This window comes from Rhizobium indigoferae (genome assembly GCF_034554815.1).
Lineage (GTDB): Bacteria > Pseudomonadota > Alphaproteobacteria > Rhizobiales > Rhizobiaceae > Rhizobium > Rhizobium leguminosarum.
In genome coordinates this window covers 980815-997264 of the sequence record NZ_CP140637.1, presented here as the reverse complement: position 1 = coordinate 997264, position 16450 = coordinate 980815, and the positions used below count along the sequence as shown (strand labels likewise).

Sequence of the window (16450 nt, the reverse complement as noted above, 5' to 3'; positions counted from 1 at the left end):
CTTTTATCGATCCGTCTAAGAGGAGCTTTTAAAAAGTACGGCGGTACCTGCACAGGTGCCTCCGTACTTTAGCGGCGAGCGTGCCATAGGATGCCCAATCCTATGTGAATGACAAAGGACATCATCATGAATACTCAACGCGCTGAGCTATCGGGAATTTGCAGGTTACGGGTTCGTACCCGTTCAAACCGTCATCATTGGTTTTGGGTTAGAGCGAAAGGCTGGGGGTGCCCGACCAATCCAAGCAAGGTTTGCCCCTAGAAACGCCCACGGTTTAACTTTGATTGAGCATATCAATCGGGAGCTGGTTGCACTTTCGAACACAAGGCCAAAAAGATCGGGGTGCCGATAACGGCGCCCCAACTCTAACTCACATGGAAACTGATCCGATTAGCTATGCCGCTCTTTCTTCTGCGGCGTTCGGTCTCCACTTGATCAGCCGGCCTTCCAGTACATCCAGAATTCGGTCGATGATGAGCACGAACACGGCCAGGATGATGATGCCAGCAAACACTCCAACCGCGTCGAAGTTGCCTTCGGCCTGCGCGATCAGATAACCGAGCCCTGCAGAAGAGCCGAGATATTCACCAATGATGGCGCCGACCACCGCGAAGCCGACAGACGTACGAAGGGAGGACAAAATCCAGCTGGCCGCAGCCGGGAAATAGACATGCCGTAACAGCTCGGAACGCTTGGCCCCGAGGATTTTCGCGTTTGCGAGGACCACCGGATTAACCTCGCGCACACCCTGCATCGCGTTGAAGAAGGTGATGAAAAAAACAAGAGTTACCGCAAGCGCCACCTTGGACCAAAGACCGAGTCCAAGCCAAAGAACGAAGATCGGCGCGAGAACGACGCGGGGAATGGCGTTGAGCCCCTTGATGAACGGATCGAGGATCCGGGCGGCGCTACGGCTGAGACCGAGCCAGACACCGGCGGCGACACCAAGACCCGTGCCGATGATGTAACCGAGCACTGTTTCCGTCAGGGTTATAGAAACATGTTTGTAAAAGCCTGGGTCAACGATCCAGCGGACGATCTGGTTGAAGATATCGAGGGGGGCCGGAAAAAAGAAGACATCGATGAAACCGGCGGTCACGCCGAGCTGCCAGCCGCCGAGGATAAAAACCAGCATCCCGAGCTGGATAATGCGTTCAGTCACGACGTTCATAGCTTTTCTCCACTTCGCCGCGCAGGGAAGCCCAGATATTGCGATAGAGATCCATAAAGCGTGGATCGAGTTTGATCTCTGCCACATCTCGTGGCCGCTCGAGATCGACCGGGAAACTTTCGATGACCCGCGAACGAGGGCCGGCGGCCAGAATGGCGACGCGGTCTCCAAGCGCGATGGCCTCTTCGAGGTCGTGCGTGATCATGACCACAGCGCGACGTTCTTCCTGCCAAAGGCGCAGCAATTCATTCTGCATGAGATGCCGCGTGTGGATGTCGAGCGCCGAGAAGGGCTCGTCCATCAGGATGACCTTCGGACCGGCAATGAGGGCCTGCGCCATCTGGACACGTTTACGCTGGCCGCCGGAGAGTTGGTGCGGATAGCGGTGTTCGAAGCCCTTCAGCCCGACCTTGACAAGCCAGCTCATCGAACGCTCGCGGCGCTCGGCGGCGGCAACTCCCCTGAACATCAGGCCGAGTTCGACATTCTCGATGGATGTCTTCCACGGGAGCAGCGCGTCCTGCTGGAAGAGATAGCCGATGTCGTTCTGGACGCCCTTCACCGGCGTGCCGTCGATCGTCACCGTTCCGCTCGCGGGTTTCAGAAGACCTGCGATCGCGTTCAAAATGGTGCTCTTGCCGCAACCGGTCGGGCCGACGATGGCGAGAAACTCGCCATCGTCAACCGTCAGATTGACGTCCTGCACCGCGACATAGGAACCAAACGACATTGTCACGGCGTCGATCGATACCATCGACTTTGCGTATTGCTGTCCCGTCGGGATAGGCATGGGGTTTACGACAGCCAAAGACATGGCCTCCTCCTAGGATCAGTTGGTGGTCTTATCCGTTACCTTGTCCACGAAAGCGTTCGTGTAGGTTTTGGAAAGATCGATTGTTGCGGCAGCAACCTTTTCGTTGAAGCTCTTGAGAACGGCCAACGGTGTCTGTGTGTCGGTCTCGCTGAATTTGCCGTCCACCGAGAAAATCGGTTTGGCATTCTGGACGGCCTTCATATAGGTCTCCCGGTCGCCGGAGATGAATTCTTTCGGCAGTCTTTCGACGATCTCTTCAGCGCTATGTGTGTTCATCCATGCCAGCGCCTTGACGGTCGCGTTCGTGACCTTCTGGATGGTTTCCGGGTTCTCATCGATATAGGCCTGGGTCGCATAAAGGACGGAGGTCGGATAAATTCCGCCATAGATCTCCTTGGCACCCTCGTCGCTGCGGGCGTCGATCAAAATCTTGCCGACACCCTTGGCCTCGATAAAGGTCGCCGCGGGATCGTAGTTCACCAGAAGATCGACTTTCCCTTGCTCGAGCGCCGCAACTGCGGCCGCGCCGGAACCGACGCCGATCAGCGAGATATCGTCGGCCGAAATATTGTTGCGCTGGAGGTAGTAGCGCACGAAGAAGTCGGAAGATGATCCCGGTGCGGTGATGCCGATCTTCGCGCCTTTGATCGTTTCCGGTTTGGTCGGATCAAAGGTTGCGTTTTTCCCGCCGGCTAGAACCAGACCAGAATTGCGCGCAAGCTGGACAAAGCCGACGACCGCCTTGTTCTGCGACTGCATCTGGATCGTATGATCGTAAAAGCCGACAGCGATATCCGTGGAGCCGGCAACAAGCGCCTGCAGCGTTTTGGAGCCGCCAGATGCGAAGTTTTCGACGGTCACCTCGAGACCTTCCTTCTCGTAGAGACCTAGGCCAGCTGCGACCGGGAAGGGCAGGTTGTTGAGGTTGTAGGACCCGACGCTGATGCGGACGGGTTCCGCAAAAGCCGAACCGGCGAAAGCGACCGTTGCCGCAAGGGCAAGTATGAGTTTACGCATGTGTATTCCTCCCTGATGCGTGGCGCCCTCCCGGCAACCACTTTCGATTATGCCGCGCAAACCATTTGCACGATAGGTTTTGCAAAAACCCGGCCCTCGAAGAGGCGTCGGGCCGTCCGCAGGATTCCGGCAACTGTCTTGCCATCGCGGGTATCCAGTTTTACTTCCAAACGACCGCTTGGATGTTCCAGAACGAGGACGACCGGCGGCTTGCGGTCGCCGATCAGCCGCGAGGCGACGGTTCCGTCGCTAATGCAGGCCGTGGCAATGCCGACCGCACCGGTCGTTGCGAGAGAAGGGTGGCACTGGTGCGGCATGAAATAGCGCACCTGGAGATCGCCGTTGTTGGGCCTGGAGATCAGCACCGGCTTTGGCGTCACCTGATTGCCGACATCGCCCATGCCCATACGCCGACCTGCCTCGAGCCGCAAGGTTTCGAGCCGCTGCAGCATTGCCCCGTTGGCATTGAGCTCGGCAGCCGATTCATTGCCCGTCACACCGAGGGCGGCGGCCTCGAGCAGCATCATCGGCATCGCGCAATCGATGCAGGTCACATCGATGCCATCGATCCTGTCGCACGGGTTACCGGTGGGAAACAGCTTGCCCGTACGTGCCCCGGCCGCGTCCATGAAGGTCAGCCCGATCGGTGCCGCATTGCCGGGCACGCCGTCGATCGAGGCATCTCCCATATAGGCGACGCGGCCATCTGGGGTCGGAACCTCGGCTTCGATGAGTTTGCCGGTATTGACGTTGTGAATGCGCACGCGGGTTGCGCCCGTCGCCGCCTTGACCAGGCCGGCCTCGATCGCGAACGGCCCGACGGCCGCCAGCATATTTCCACAATTGGGTGAGGTATCCACGAATTGCTGATCGATGCGGACCTGGGCGAACAGATAATCCACATCGGCATCGGACACGGTTGCCGGGCCGACGATCGCTACCTTGCTGGTGACGGGGTTGCCGCCGCCAATACCGTCAATCTGCAGAGGATGACCAGACCCCATGACCGAAAGCAGGATTTGATCGCGTTGACGCGAATCCGATGGAAGATCGGATGCGAGAAAGAACGGCCCTTTGGAGGTGCCGCCTCGCATCAGAACACAGGGAATGGAAATCAGGTCGTTCATGGTTGTGTCCGCTTACTGATGTGATTTAAATATCAATCAGCTTCTTTGTTGCACTAAGCGGCAAAACGATTGATATGTGAAATGCGAATATCAGAGGGAAAGATGCGTTATGAGCATTAATTGTGAGATATTGGATCTGCGCGCGTTTCTATCGGTCGTCGAACTGGAAAACTTCCACCGCTCTGCGGAAGCGCTCAATCTGTCCCAGCCGGCACTCAGCCGTCGAATTCAGAAGCTGGAGCTAGCAATCGGGGCGCCCTTGCTCGAGCGCACCACGCGTCATGTCTCGACAACCGCGCTTGGCGCGGAGCTGATCCCCTTGGTACGGCGCATGCTCGAGGAGTTCGACACGTCGCTGTTTGCGGTACGCGATGTCGGGTCTCAGCGCAGCGGCCTTGTGACGATCGCATGTCTGCCAACGGCCGCTTTCTACTTTTTGCCGACCGTCATCAAGCAGTTCAGCGCCGAGTATCCGAATATTCGTTTTCGCATTCTCGATTTGCCGGCCACCGACGGTCTGCAGGCAGTCGCCCGCGGGGAAGTCGAGTTCGGCATCAATATCATGGGCTTTTCAGATCCTGACCTCATCTTCGAGAGGCTCATCGAAGATCCATTCGTTTTGGCGGCACGCAAGGATCATCCGCTGGCAGCCAGGAGCGAACTCGAATGGGACGATCTGGCGCCCTATCATTTGATCACAGTTCACCGGTCCAGCGGCAATCGCACGCTTCTTGACGCCGCGTTGGCGAAATCGAATCTGAAGCTCCGCTGGTCCTACGAAGTTACGCATCTCTCGACGTCGCTTGGTTTGGTGGAAGCGGGGCTTGGAATTTCGGTTCTGCCGAAACTCGCCACACCACAGGAAGAGCACCCGTTCCTCGTCACGAGACCTATTCGCAATCCCGAAATCTCGCGAACGATCGGCATTGTACGCCGTCGCGGCGGGACGCTTTCGCCCGCGGCCGAGCGCTTCATGACAATGTTGATTGGGACGTGGGCCGAAAGAAGCTGAGCAACCAAAGAGTAAAACGGAGAATAGCTGCAACAAGGACCTGCGGCTGTTCAAAGGGTCCAAGCAATCGCGGTTTGACTTCCGCGATATTGGCTTGTTCAGGCAGGCATATCAGTCTGTGTCCTCCGAAGAATTCAAGCGACGCTCGTTTGGCGTGAATCCAAAGTAGCTCTTTGTAACGAGCAGAGAAATGAGATTGGCTGGAAAAGCCACAGATGTAGGCTATTTCGGAAATAGGAAGGGGCAAGGAGTTCTCCCCATTCGGTGCTCTCAACAGGCGATTTTGCTTCGCGGAGTCGAAGTCCCATGAGTTCGCGGCCGAAAGTCGTGCCATGCAGTTGATACACTTTGTGAACGTACCGCAGTGAAACCCACAAAGAAGTAGCGGCGTGCTCAGGCGCCAGGCCGGGGTCTCAGAAATGGTGTGAGAGGAAAGACGAAAGCCGTTGAAAGGCTATATCCGATAGAGCGACAGTAGTGCTTTCGGGAACATCGTTAACGTTGCGTGTTTCGAGCATGATGCACATCAAGTCGAGGATATTGCCTTCGGTCCGTTTGAGAACCTGTGCGTTGACAAGTGGCACCATATTAAAAGTTTGGAGCGCTAACTGCGCCACGATCGGGACCATGCCGGCATTCGCGATGTCTCGACGGCCATAGGTTCTGTCGAGAAGCGGAAACCGCTCTCGTACACAATTCGCCGACACCTTAATCGTTACATTCTGCGTTTTGTTGGCGATCTGGGTCCAATAGGGCTCGGACGAGTTCAAGACATATATTTCACCTGGGCCTCCCTCGTCCTCTATTCGGAGATGGCCAAAATGTTCGCGCTCCCTTGTTGGGAATATAAATACCACGTCCTCGGTACCCGAAAGCTGTTGCCTGCGCACTGTGCGCAACGCACCGGCCCTAAATTTCGATATTCCTAGATTGGAAAGTTGTAAGGCCGTAGGACTGCCTTCAAACCAGCGTGGATCTAAAGGGGTGCAGTCAAGCGGGTAGTAAACCTCCCCCATATGATGTACCAGCATATCATCAAATCCTTCCGCAGATTTTCCAAGGCCTCTTATATTGAAAAAAGTGCAACGCAGCTTTGCCGTCGAGTACAAAACCGGCAGGCGAAAACTCGATACCAGGTCAAACTCGATCTGGGGCAACGTGGATCTAAAGTCCGCCGCTCGAGACCTGGAGGAAGAGGTAATGACGTCTCTGTCGGGCAGCTCTCAGAATGGCAAATCCGACAATGAAATGTCTTTACCAAAAGTAGATCAGCCCGAGTCGTTGTTGACACCGCCTCCCAGGCCGTCGACAACTGCATCAGATACACAGGAGATAAGCATGGCCGACGAGACTTATACGGCAATGAGTGCCGCTGTTCCGACCGTTGTCGAAACGCCCATTGCGCCGAAAAAACAGCGCAAACCGCGCGCCAAGAAAGCGGCGGCACTCGAGACCGCGTCAGCTGACGCTTCGGCAGAGCCAACCGCTGCTCTGACCGGCGCCGGTGGTGGGAAGAGGAGAGGGCGCAAGGCAAAGGTGATCGAAGCTGCGTCCAGTGCCAAACGTGCACGTGTGAGCCGTGCTCCAAAGGCCGAACAGACAGCCTCGGCCGCGCCGATGACGGTGATCGATGAGATGGCAGACCTTTTGCAGTTAGAAGAGGAAAATCAGCGGCTGCGCAAGCTCTTGGCTGAAAAACTTCGCGCTGAAAATGCCGATTTGCGCAAACGGCTCAAACTCGATTGATATAAGCAGCCGGTCAACCGCCGGCCGCATTTCCATGCGTATTGAGATAAACAATTTGGCAACGGTGAATGCTGTTGCCGGAACTAAAACTCACTGCCTGCTTGCGGGATAAAACGCGAGGTCGGATAGATGGCGTCTCCCTGGAAATTTCTTGCCCGACTGATCTCCCCGGGACGCGAACACAAGAGAGAAAACGGCTCGACCGAGAAGGTTACGCCGGACGCGTTGGCTATTTCGGGTCCGACTGAAACGCTTGCCGAGGAGAGTCTGATTAGCGCTGCTCGACCGGCAAGTGAGGAGCTACCTCGTCACGATCATGCCGCTGCAATCTCCGCAGTGCCAGTGCATTCCGAAGAAGCCGAAAACAATGTCCGCGACAAGGTCCACGGCGATGTCGCCAAAATGGTGGAGGTCGCTAATCCGGCTATATCCGGTGGTACTGGTATCGACGTCACCGCTGCACATGATACCCCTAGGATCAAGCGAACTGTCGAGGTCGCACCGCGCAAGCAAAGGAGGCGCGGCAAGGAAGCGGTGGCGATAGCGAACGATCGTCAGGTTATCCACACTGCAAACGAGATGAGCCTCGATGATGAGATCAAGGTGCTGAGGGATCAGTTGGCCAGAAAGCTAACGCTGCAAAACGCGCAGTTGAGAAAAATGCTAGACCGGTTTGAACGGTGAGTGTGGCGCGCTGGGTCGCTTGCAAGCCTGTTGCAGGCGAACGAATCTCAGATTTGAATAGGGTCTCGCCGGTTCGAGCCCTTTCAAGGCGTGGGATTTGAACCGACGACCTTGCTGTTACAAGACCTATCTGTTTCAAATGCTTTAGTAATCAGACATGGCTGGTTGCGTTCGCTTACTTCACAATGCGATAGGCGATATGCCGAGCGAGCGGCGTGTCGAGCATGCTGGTAGGCTCAAGCGTGATCTGATTGGGCATCGTGTCGAACAGCCGAGTCCCAGCACCAAAGAGCACCGGCACGATATGCAACTCGATTTCGTCGACAAGCCCGCCGGCCAGTGCTTGGCGAAAGACGTCGGCTCCACCCATGAGGCTTACATCCTTGCCTCCGGCCGCCGACTTCGCCTGCTTCACCGCGTCGGGAATTGAACCAGCCGCGTGATAGATTCCAGTGCTGTGCGAGGCGAGTAAAGGCCGGTGGGTGACGACGAAAAGCGGCAGCTTTAACGGCCCCGTCGGCCCGTTCTCGTCCCAGTATGGGATCGAGTCGTCATAGCATTTGCGCCCGCAGATCACGGCGCCAACATTGCTGGTGAGGCGCTGCACATATGCATCGCCCTCTGCACCGCCGTTGAAGAACCATCCGTGAAGAAATTCGCCGTTCTTGCCGAGCGGTTCCTCCCTGGTCTGGTTTCCTGCGGTAATGAAGCCGTCGAGCGACATGCTGATATTGAAAGCGACCTTGGTCATTTGCGTTCTCCGCGACCGGTTGAGGTTACGCCTTCAAGACGTATGAGTGTCGGTCAAATCTACATCTGGAGCAACGAATAACTCGTCGCGGCCTTTTGATGTGTCCGAACTCCTCGGCCATATCGGGCTTACGGCGTTGATCAGGATGCTGCGGGTCGAGGCTAAGAGCGGCGGAGCGGACGAGGCCATCGACTTCGCCGTTTGCGACCGGGAAGCAGGGTCGGATCGTCGAGGAGGTAATCCGACATAGGGCGCACCTTCGTCCGAGATCAGCGGACGGTCCTGCGAGGTGATGCGAACGGTTAAAAGAACCGCAGCGGTGTCCCCCCACGCCTTTGGCCCATCGCAAGTACCGGCTGTAGAGCGTCTTCTTCGGTCCATAATCGGCCGGCGCGTCGATTAGCCAGCGATATGCGTCGGCGTCGTACCCATGAAACCTTCAAAACTGCAGGTGGTCCGGTTCCTATCTCATCAACTGCATGACTGTGGAATGGCTGATCCGCGCGATGACACTGAGACGACGGTAGCCGCTTAGCTCGGCTTTAGTGCGCGAGGTCGCCCCAGATCTACCCATTAAATTATTCGCCGAAGAGGATTGCGCCATAGTCCGTGGCGCCGCGCAGGATATGGATGATGATCACCTTCGCGTTCTCGACGCGTAGAAGATCAGATCGTTGCCATGAACGCGTCGGCGGTACCATGGTGCTCGTAGCTTGGAACGAGGGCGAAACCGTTGGGGCGGTCGACGAGGTCTTCGAACTTGCTGCGGAGCTCCCGGACGAATGAAAGGGCGCGGCGTGGATTGTCCCATGCGATGTAATCGGCGATCTGCTCAAGATCGTTCTCCGCCTCGTCGGAAAATTCAAGGGTCATGCCGATTTTTCGGCCTGATCAGCCATCACACTGTACTTTGCCTCGAGCCGGTCGAAGACATCGCTCGCTGGCTTAGTCCGGCCCGCCTCGGCATCGGCAATGCCGCGCATGATGGAAGCATCCAGTGCGGCAAGCCGGGTCTCCCGGTCCTGAACCAGTCGAACACCTTCGGCTCTCTCTCTCTCTCTCTCTCTCTCTCTCTCTCTCTTTGCTGTCCGCGCCGGCCATTGCTACCTTAGCAATCTGGCTGAAGCACCTTGACCGCAGGACCATCGCTCCATCGGCAAAAACAACGCAGGCGTCGTCATCGGTCCGGTTTGGGCGGCATCAAATTGCCGAACTCCATCGGAAAAGGAAATATGATCGTCGAGGTCTTTTCGCCGGCGATGACGTTCAATGTACTCAAATAACGAAGTTGCATGGCCTCGGGTTGCCTGGCGAGGATTTCGGCTGCTTCAAGCAGTTTGGCTGCAGCCTGCTGTTCGCCTTCGGCATTGATGATCTTGGCGCGCCGCTCGCGCTCGGCTTCCGCCTGACCGGCAATTGCGCGGATCATCGATTCGTTGATGTCGACATGTTTGATCTCCACATTGGCGACCTTGATTCCCCAGGCATCGGTCTGGGCGTCGAGGATTTCCTGAATGTCGATGTTGAGCTTGTCGCGTTCCGCCAGCATCTCGTCGAGGTCATGTTTGCCGAGCACCGAACGCAGTGTGGTCTGGGCGAGCTGGCTCGTCGCCATCATGAAGTCTTCGACCTGGATCGTCGACCTCTCGGGATCGACGACCCTGAAATAGATCACCGCGCTGACGCGGACCGAAACATTGTCATGCGAAATGACATCCTGGCCGGGCACGTCGAGCACCCGCGTGCGCAGGTCGACCCGCATCATCTGCTGGACATAGGGGATGAGCAGGATCAAGCCAGGCCCCTTGACACCGGTGAAACGGCCAAGTGTGAAAACCACGCCGCGTTCGTATTCGCGCAGGATCTTGATCGCAGATGCGACGACGACGAGCAGAATAAAGATGATCACAAGATAGAAGGCGAGATCTGCAAACATGCCCATGACTTTTCCTCCTGCATTCTGAAGGCCGTTAGGCCTCCTGCGAACTGCGGACCACTTCGAGCGTCAACCCATCCCGGCCGGTCACTTTCACACGGTCGCCGGCGGCAAGCGGCTCAGTTGAAATGGCCTTCCAGCGTTCGCCATGAGCGATGACGAAGCCCGAGATGCCCGTCCAGCTGTCGACCTTGCCTGAAATTCCGATCATCTGTTCGCCGCCGGTGACGACATCGTGCCAGCGCGAGATGAAGGCGAGACGGGCAATGACAAGGCTAAGAGCGAGGCAGGCGACGGCGATTGCGCCAAGCACCGACCAGGAAACCTTAAGCCCGGGTATGTCCGTCTCAAACAAGATGGTTGCGCCGAGCACCAGTGCGATGCCGCCGCCGACGCCGAGTGCGCCGAAGGACGGCGAATGCGCCTCGGCCACCGTCAGGCCCACGCCGAGAATAATCAGCCCGAGGCCCGCAAAACTCACCGGCAGCAAGGCCAAAGCATAGAGACCAAGCAGCAGGCAGATGCCGCCGATCGTTCCCGGCACCAGCGTCCCGGGCGTCAGAAACTCAAAGATCAGGCCGTAGATACCGACCATCATCAAGATCAGCGCGATGTTCGGATCGGTGATCACCGAAAGCAGTCGGGTTCGCCAGTCCGGTTCAAGTTCCCGGACGATGAGACCCGATGTTTCGAGCCGGACATCCGTTTGACCGACCCGCACGACCCGGCCCTGCGCCTGTGCCAGGAGATCGTTTATATCGGCCGCCACGAAATCTATGACCTTCTCACGCAGAGCTGCGGCGGAGGAAAGGCTCGCGGCCTCGCGCACGGCGCGCTCCGCCCAGTCGGCGTTTCGATTGCGCAGTTCCGCAAGCCCACGGATATAGGCCACCGCATCGTTGATCGCCTTCGCCTCGCCGGCATCGCGCGGCACTTGCCGCTGCTTGCCGGTCGTACCAGGACTGTCGTTCCGCTCATCATCGGATGGTCGGCCGCCAAGTGCGATCGGCGTCGCCGCACCCAGATTGGTGCCCGGTGCCATTGCCGCGATATGGCTTGCGCAAAGAATATAGGTGCCGGCGCTGGCGGCTCGTGCTCCGCTGGGTGCAACGAAACTCGCGACCGGTATCGAGGAGGCAAGGATCGCACGAATGATGTCGCGCATCGACGTGTCGAGACCGCCGGGCGTGTCGATCTGTAGGACAACCAGGCTGGCGCTACGTTCACTGGCCCGTTGAAGGCCGCGTCTTACATAGTCGGCCGTCGCCGGGCCAATCGCCCCGTTCATCTTCAGGACTATAGCGACACGCTCAGCTTCAGATGCGGGCGTCGCCAGGCCCAAAGCCGAGAACAACGTCAGCAGCAAAGCAAGGATTGACGGCATCCACCGCCAAAGCTCCAAACGCCACACAGTCGTCCGCCGGACTCTCATATTTTGAAATATATGGCAGAACTGCGAAACGGTAAGAGACAAGTCTTTTCTCTGCGCCGCGTCGAGCGCGGTTGGAAACATTGCAAGCGTCCCCGCCGGAAGAGGCTTGATTAGCGACTTCGCGGAGACGGATGGCCCCGAGCGAAAGGGCGCCGCGCAGCTCGCGCCAGCTTAGAAACTCCACCGCGCTTTGGCATAGGAGCGGCGGGTATTCGCACTGCGGTCTGCGTAGACGTCGACATCCCATATTCGTCAGTGCGTTCTCAGCCACTCAATGGATCAGCCTCAAATGCAAGTCCAGGTCAAAGCGTTGTGAAACTGAACACCTCTGGCGCCTTGCAGCGGTTCAGGGCATCCTATGCTGGCTGAAAATTGTGTTTATGGCAGTTGGAGGAAGACCGATGCGCTGCTTTACCGTGCTTGGACCCTCGCAGACCGGAAAATCGACAGTCGTGGAAAAGCTCGGCTCCTTGGAGGGGGCGCCGAAAAAATCCAGCTCCCCCTATGGATTGAACCTCACGGAATTCACCTTCGGAAACGAGGTGTGGTGTGCGCTGGATGCGCCAGGACCCAACGAAGCGTTGGCGCATGCGCAGCACGCGCTTCTTGCCAGCGACGCCTGCATCCTGTGCGTTTCATCGGCACCCGAGGAGGCTGTGCTCGCCGCGCCCTATCTGCGGATAGTCGAAGCCTCGGAGACGCCGTGCATCCTCTTCGTCAACCGGATGGACGAACCTAGAGGGCGGCTGAGGGACGTGATCGCCGCGCTTCAAGACTACGCCAACCACACGCTTTTGCTTCGCCAGATCCCGATCCGCGAGGGAGACAGGATCATAGGCAGTTGCGATCTGATTTCGGAACGGGCGTGGCGCTACCGGGAAGGCCAGACTTCGGCGCTGATCGCAATCCCCGAAAGCGCCGCCGAGCGCGAGCACGAAGCGCGCAGCGAGCTCCTGGAACACCTGTCCGAATTCGATGACTGGCTTCTCGAGGAACTGATCGAGGATCGCGAGCCGCCCAGCGACGCGCTCTATGCCATTTCATCACGGGTTCTCAGGGAAAACAGAATTATCCCGGTCCTGATCGGTGCTGCAAGTCACGGCAACGGCATGACGAGGCTGATGAAGGCGCTGCGCCATGAGGCGCCGCCGGTAGGGGTTCTTCGGCAGCGTCTCGCTCATACGGGAACTGTCGATGAAGGCAAGCTGGTGGCCGTGAGCTTCCATGCCTATCATCGCCAGAATGTCGGCAAGACGGTGCTCGTGCGCGCACTTGGCGAGGGACTGCGGCAAGGCGCATCACTGGGCGGCTCCAACCTCGGCGCCGTACAAAATCTCGCAAACGGGCGGTCCAATTCGGCGGTTCTGCCTGCGCCGGGGGATATCTTCGCGACGGTCAAGTCCGACCACCTGCCCGTCCCTTCGCTATTGACCTCCGGCGCGGTGGTCGCCCCGCCTGAGTGGACGGAACCTCCCACGCCGATGCTTGAAAGGATCCTAATTCCGGGCAGCGAGCGCGATGAAAACAAACTTTCCGAAACGCTGGCGAAGCTTTCCCAGACGGATCGCGGTCTGAAAGTCTTGCAGGAGGAAGGCACGGGCGCTCAACTCGTCCGCGCCCAGGGGCCGGTGCATCTGCGTGATCTCTGCCGAACGCTGTCCGATGTCTTTCATATCTCCGTGACCGACCGAACGCCCAGCCCAGTCTACCGCGAGACGATCACGAAACCGTCCGAGGTTCATTACCGCCATCGCAAACAGACCGGCGGTGCCGGGCAATTCGCGGATGTGAAGTTGAGCATTTACCCCAACGAGCGCGGCCAGGGCTTCACCTTTGGCGAAACCATTAAGGGCGGCGCCGTTCCGCGCAATTACATCCCCGCCGTCGAAGCGGGCGCGCGCGAAGCGATGGAGAAAGGACCGTTAGGCTTCGAAGTCATCGATGTCGGCGTAACGCTGTTAGATGGTCAGCACCATACCGTCGACAGTTCGGAACACGCCTTCCGGACTGCGTCGAAAATGGGGGTGCGACAGGCGCTTTCCGAAGGATCGACCGTCTTGATGCAGCCGGTCTTCCGCAGCGAGTTCCATATCCCGTCGGTCTATTCAGGCAGCCTTGTCCAGATCGTAGCCGCTCTCAACGGTCAGGTTCTCGGCTTCGACCGTGATGAAACCGCCAAGGGATGGGACATCTTCCGGGCGCTCGTTCCGGGCGGCGCGCTTAACGATCTGGCGCGGGCGCTGCGCTCGGCGACGCAGGGCATTGGCTATTTTTCCAAGACCTTCGATCACTTCGAGGAACTATACGGCAAGGAAGCGGACGCCATTGTGAGGGCAAACGAGAAACCAGGCACCGCACACTGAAAGGTTCGCGCCACTTCATGCTCGTTCACAGAGCCGGGCTCACGTCCGCCCTTACGTGCCTGAAACGATTGCAGTTGTAGTAGCACAGGCCCGCGGTTGGGGCTTGCTTGTCGGGGAGGGTGTGCTGGGTACTTGATCAGTTCGCCGATGGCGATCATGTGCAATTCGACCATTAGTATGCGGGCTCAAGTCGTTTGGCAAATCACCCGCGTTGCCGATTGCCAACATGTGAAGTCCGCCGTCGGATGGTCCGTTTCTCTCGATGAGTTCGCTTGATCCCATTGCTGCGTGAATTCGATTTCAAATCAGGTATTTGCTCACCTGGTAATGCGTGCCAAAGGTTCGATTCCTTCCAAGGCGAAGGAAAATATAGCTACATTATTTGGCGCTGAACACGCCGCACCTATATGGCTGATAATCGTTGTTCTGTCGTTACGCCACGACGCCAGGCTTCGCCGCGGGGTGTGTCGAGCCATCTTTTAGCATTGGGCGTCTACGTCTGTGTGCCGGCCTGTCGGTGTGATTCAAGAAGGCCGTCAAGACCTGTCGGGGCCTCTTGCTTTTTTTGCGAGCCCCACTTTCTCAAATGAGCGGTGAGAAAGGTCCCACACAGTTGTGAGGGACTTTCTGGTGTCTAGATCTAGCGTTTGCGAACTACACTTCCAATGTCTCGATCGACAGATGCGGGTCAAGCGCACGCAGCAAGCTGCTGGCGTTGAAAATCGCGGCCGGCGGCTTTGCGCCGGTATCGCGGATGTCGCCCGAGAGGATGCGCTGGACCGCTTCACAGATAATCGGTGCCGTGACGGCGTAGATGTCCTGGCCCTGCGCGATGATCCGGCGACGCAGGTCTCCTTGCATGACGATCACTTCCACGGCGAAGCGCTGCGCCGAACGTCCGGTTTCGTCGACAGGCTGCGGCGCAGGCGTGGACGGATCGCGCACATCCCGTAGGGCTGTCGTGCTGAGAAAGGCGTGCAACTCCTTCGTCCGAACGTGACGAGCGATCAGTGGCACTTCCGAGAAGGGAAGCTCGATGAAGGTCTGCCGACCGAACGGGGCAGGTAAGACGGATACCTTTTCGACGGGAGGCTGACGCACTGGTTCTATCTTCCCGCCGCTGACGGAAAGGCGCTTCGCAGTATTCTTTTCTCCGGTGATGCGCGTGCCTTTGGTTGGAAGCCAGCTGTCGAGCGCGACGTGGATTTCGATGGCGTCGGCGTGATCCCACTCACCCATGACGGTTGCGACGAGCAAATCGGCCAGGCCGCCGTAAAAGCCCATGGCGGGGATGACGACGACGCCTGCGTCGCGGGCCGCAATCTCGTGGCGCTCGAACGTGGCCTGCACGCTCGGCTGCTCGGCCGTCACGTCTAGATAGTGGATGCCCGCCCGCAAGGCGGCGCGTACCACAGCGTCGGCCGTATCCATGAACGGCCCGGCGCAGTTGATGACCGCCGCCGCGCCGGCGAGGGCCCGGTCCAGCGCCGCGTCGTCTTCCACCGTAGCTTCACGGCATTCGATACCGCGCTCGGAAAAACCCGCCTCCGCAAGCCGCGCAGCACTCCGTCCGATGGCGATGGGCGTCAGCCCGCGCCGCAAGAGTTCGTCAACGACAAAGCGGCCGGTGTGGCCGTTCGCGCCTATGACCGCCACGGGCTGTAGTGTCCTGGTGGTATCGACTTGAGTAAGGGTCATCGCTCTCTCCTTCGCTACAGACCTGTCTGTATTCAATGAAACATACAGGTCTGTAGCGTGTCAATCGACTTTCTGCTATAAAGGGAGATATTGGAGGTCAGACATGGCAAAGAACACAGCGAACTCTCCCGCGTCCGGTACCAACGTGCGGGACAGAATTCTAGCGACAGCATCGGAGCTCTTTTACCGCCGTGGCGTGCGCGCTGTCGGCGTCGATCTGGTGGTGGAAAAATCCGGTGTCGCCAAAACCAGCCTCTACCGCCATTTCGGCACGAAGGACGACTTGATCGCCGCCTTTCTCAAGCGCGAGGACCTGGATTTCTGGAACACCTGGGACCGGGTGAGGGAACAGCATCCGGAGGATGCTCCGGCGGAGCTCGACGCGCATTTCGAGTGGATCGGCGAGAGGGTCGGACGGGACAACTACAGGGGTTGCCCGCAGATCAATACGGCCGCCGAGTTTCCAGAAGCGGATCATCCTGCCCGCAAGGTCGCCGAGGCCCACATGCGTGAGCTGAGGCGGCGCCTGAAGACCATAGCCGAGGGTCTGGCGGTTGCCGCACCCGACCGGCTTGCCGGTCAGCTTACAGTCCTGATCAACGGCGCCTTCGTCAGCATGCAGGTCTTTGAACGCGGCGAGGCTACCAGCTTGCTCCGCGATGCCGCCCATGCGCTGATTGCCGCAAGCCGCAGCTGATT

The 16450-nt window shown here is 58.3% G+C and carries 14 protein-coding genes and 2 pseudogenes; 5 read left to right on the top strand and 11 right to left on the bottom strand.

From position 1 onward, the window contains the following. Positions 1–394: 394 nt before the first annotated feature. The 4 genes from U5G49_RS31295 to U5G49_RS31280 are packed head-to-tail and all read right to left on the bottom strand — an operon-like array spanning position 395 to position 4129. Positions 395–1171, bottom strand: a complete 777-nt coding sequence (locus U5G49_RS31295) for an ABC transporter permease (RefSeq protein WP_193445383.1) — start codon at positions 1169–1171, stop codon at positions 395–397. After that, on the bottom strand, positions 1155–1985 hold the full coding sequence (locus U5G49_RS31290) for an ABC transporter ATP-binding protein (protein WP_376770330.1): 831 nt from the start codon (positions 1983–1985) through the stop codon (positions 1155–1157). The genes U5G49_RS31295 and U5G49_RS31290 overlap by 17 nt, the downstream gene beginning before the upstream one ends. A 15-nt stretch (positions 1986–2000) precedes the next feature. Continuing rightward, positions 2001–3002: an ABC transporter substrate-binding protein gene (locus U5G49_RS31285; RefSeq protein ID WP_193445382.1), complete on the bottom strand. Its 1002-nt coding sequence runs from the start codon at positions 3000–3002 to the stop codon at positions 2001–2003. Positions 3003–3049: 47 nt separating this feature from the next. Further along, a complete protein-coding gene (locus tag U5G49_RS31280; RefSeq protein ID WP_193445381.1) occupies positions 3050–4129 on the bottom strand; it encodes a 4-oxalomesaconate tautomerase in 1080 nt (359 codons plus the stop codon). 109 nt (positions 4130–4238) lie between these two features. Between U5G49_RS31280 and U5G49_RS31275 the strand changes: the two genes are divergently transcribed. Next, positions 4239–5141: a LysR family transcriptional regulator gene (locus U5G49_RS31275; RefSeq protein WP_193445380.1), complete on the top strand. Its 903-nt coding sequence runs from the start codon at positions 4239–4241 to the stop codon at positions 5139–5141. Between the two features lie 413 nt (positions 5142–5554). Here U5G49_RS31275 and U5G49_RS31270 read toward each other — a convergent pair whose 3' ends face one another. Continuing rightward, complete coding sequence (locus tag U5G49_RS31270; RefSeq protein WP_246289215.1) at positions 5555–6298, bottom strand: AraC-like ligand-binding domain-containing protein; 744 nt, start codon at positions 6296–6298, stop codon at positions 5555–5557. Between U5G49_RS31270 and U5G49_RS31265 the strand changes: the two genes are divergently transcribed. Further along, positions 6213–6887: a transcriptional regulator gene (locus tag U5G49_RS31265; protein ID WP_193445378.1), complete on the top strand. Its 675-nt coding sequence runs from the start codon at positions 6213–6215 to the stop codon at positions 6885–6887. The genes U5G49_RS31270 and U5G49_RS31265 overlap by 86 nt on opposite strands. Positions 6888–7016: 129 nt before the next feature. Beyond that, positions 7017–7571 carry a hypothetical protein gene (locus tag U5G49_RS31260; protein ID WP_193445377.1) on the top strand — a complete coding sequence of 185 codons (555 nt, stop codon included), beginning with the start codon at positions 7017–7019 and terminating at the stop codon, positions 7569–7571. Positions 7572–7746: 175 nt separating this feature from the next. On the opposite strand, the gene U5G49_RS31255 is transcribed toward U5G49_RS31260, so the two are convergent. The 5 genes and pseudogenes from U5G49_RS31255 to U5G49_RS31230 form a co-directional block, all read right to left on the bottom strand. Next, on the bottom strand, positions 7747–8322 hold the full coding sequence (locus tag U5G49_RS31255) for a dihydrofolate reductase family protein (protein ID WP_168320207.1): 576 nt from the start codon (positions 8320–8322) through the stop codon (positions 7747–7749). 578 nt (positions 8323–8900) lie between these two features. Further along, positions 8901–9195 (bottom strand): annotated as a pseudogene (locus U5G49_RS31245) (type II toxin-antitoxin system RelE/ParE family toxin). Next, positions 9192–9365: pseudogene (locus U5G49_RS31240) on the bottom strand (type II toxin-antitoxin system ParD family antitoxin); the annotation flags it as partial. The pseudogenes U5G49_RS31245 and U5G49_RS31240, both read right to left, overlap by 4 nt. A gap of 134 nt (positions 9366–9499) precedes the next feature. Further along, positions 9500–10264, bottom strand: coding sequence for a slipin family protein (locus U5G49_RS31235; protein ID WP_193445376.1), 765 nt, complete (start codon positions 10262–10264; stop codon positions 9500–9502). Between the two features lie 28 nt (positions 10265–10292). Next, on the bottom strand, positions 10293–11642 hold the full coding sequence (locus U5G49_RS31230) for an NfeD family protein (protein WP_193445375.1): 1350 nt from the start codon (positions 11640–11642) through the stop codon (positions 10293–10295). Positions 11643–12091: 449 nt separating this feature from the next. On the opposite strand from U5G49_RS31230, the gene U5G49_RS31225 reads away from it, so the two are divergent. Continuing rightward, positions 12092–14053, top strand: coding sequence for an elongation factor G (locus U5G49_RS31225; protein WP_193445374.1), 1962 nt, complete (start codon positions 12092–12094; stop codon positions 14051–14053). Positions 14054–14707: 654 nt separating this feature from the next. On the opposite strand, the gene U5G49_RS31220 is transcribed toward U5G49_RS31225, so the two are convergent. Beyond that, on the bottom strand, positions 14708–15751 hold the full coding sequence (locus U5G49_RS31220; protein WP_193445373.1) for a saccharopine dehydrogenase family protein: 1044 nt from the start codon (positions 15749–15751) through the stop codon (positions 14708–14710). 103 nt (positions 15752–15854) lie between these two features. On the opposite strand from U5G49_RS31220, the gene U5G49_RS31215 reads away from it, so the two are divergent. After that, positions 15855–16448 (top strand): TetR/AcrR family transcriptional regulator, encoded by a 594-nt coding sequence (locus tag U5G49_RS31215; protein WP_193445372.1) that lies wholly within the window; start codon positions 15855–15857, stop codon positions 16446–16448. Positions 16449–16450 lie beyond the last annotated feature (2 nt).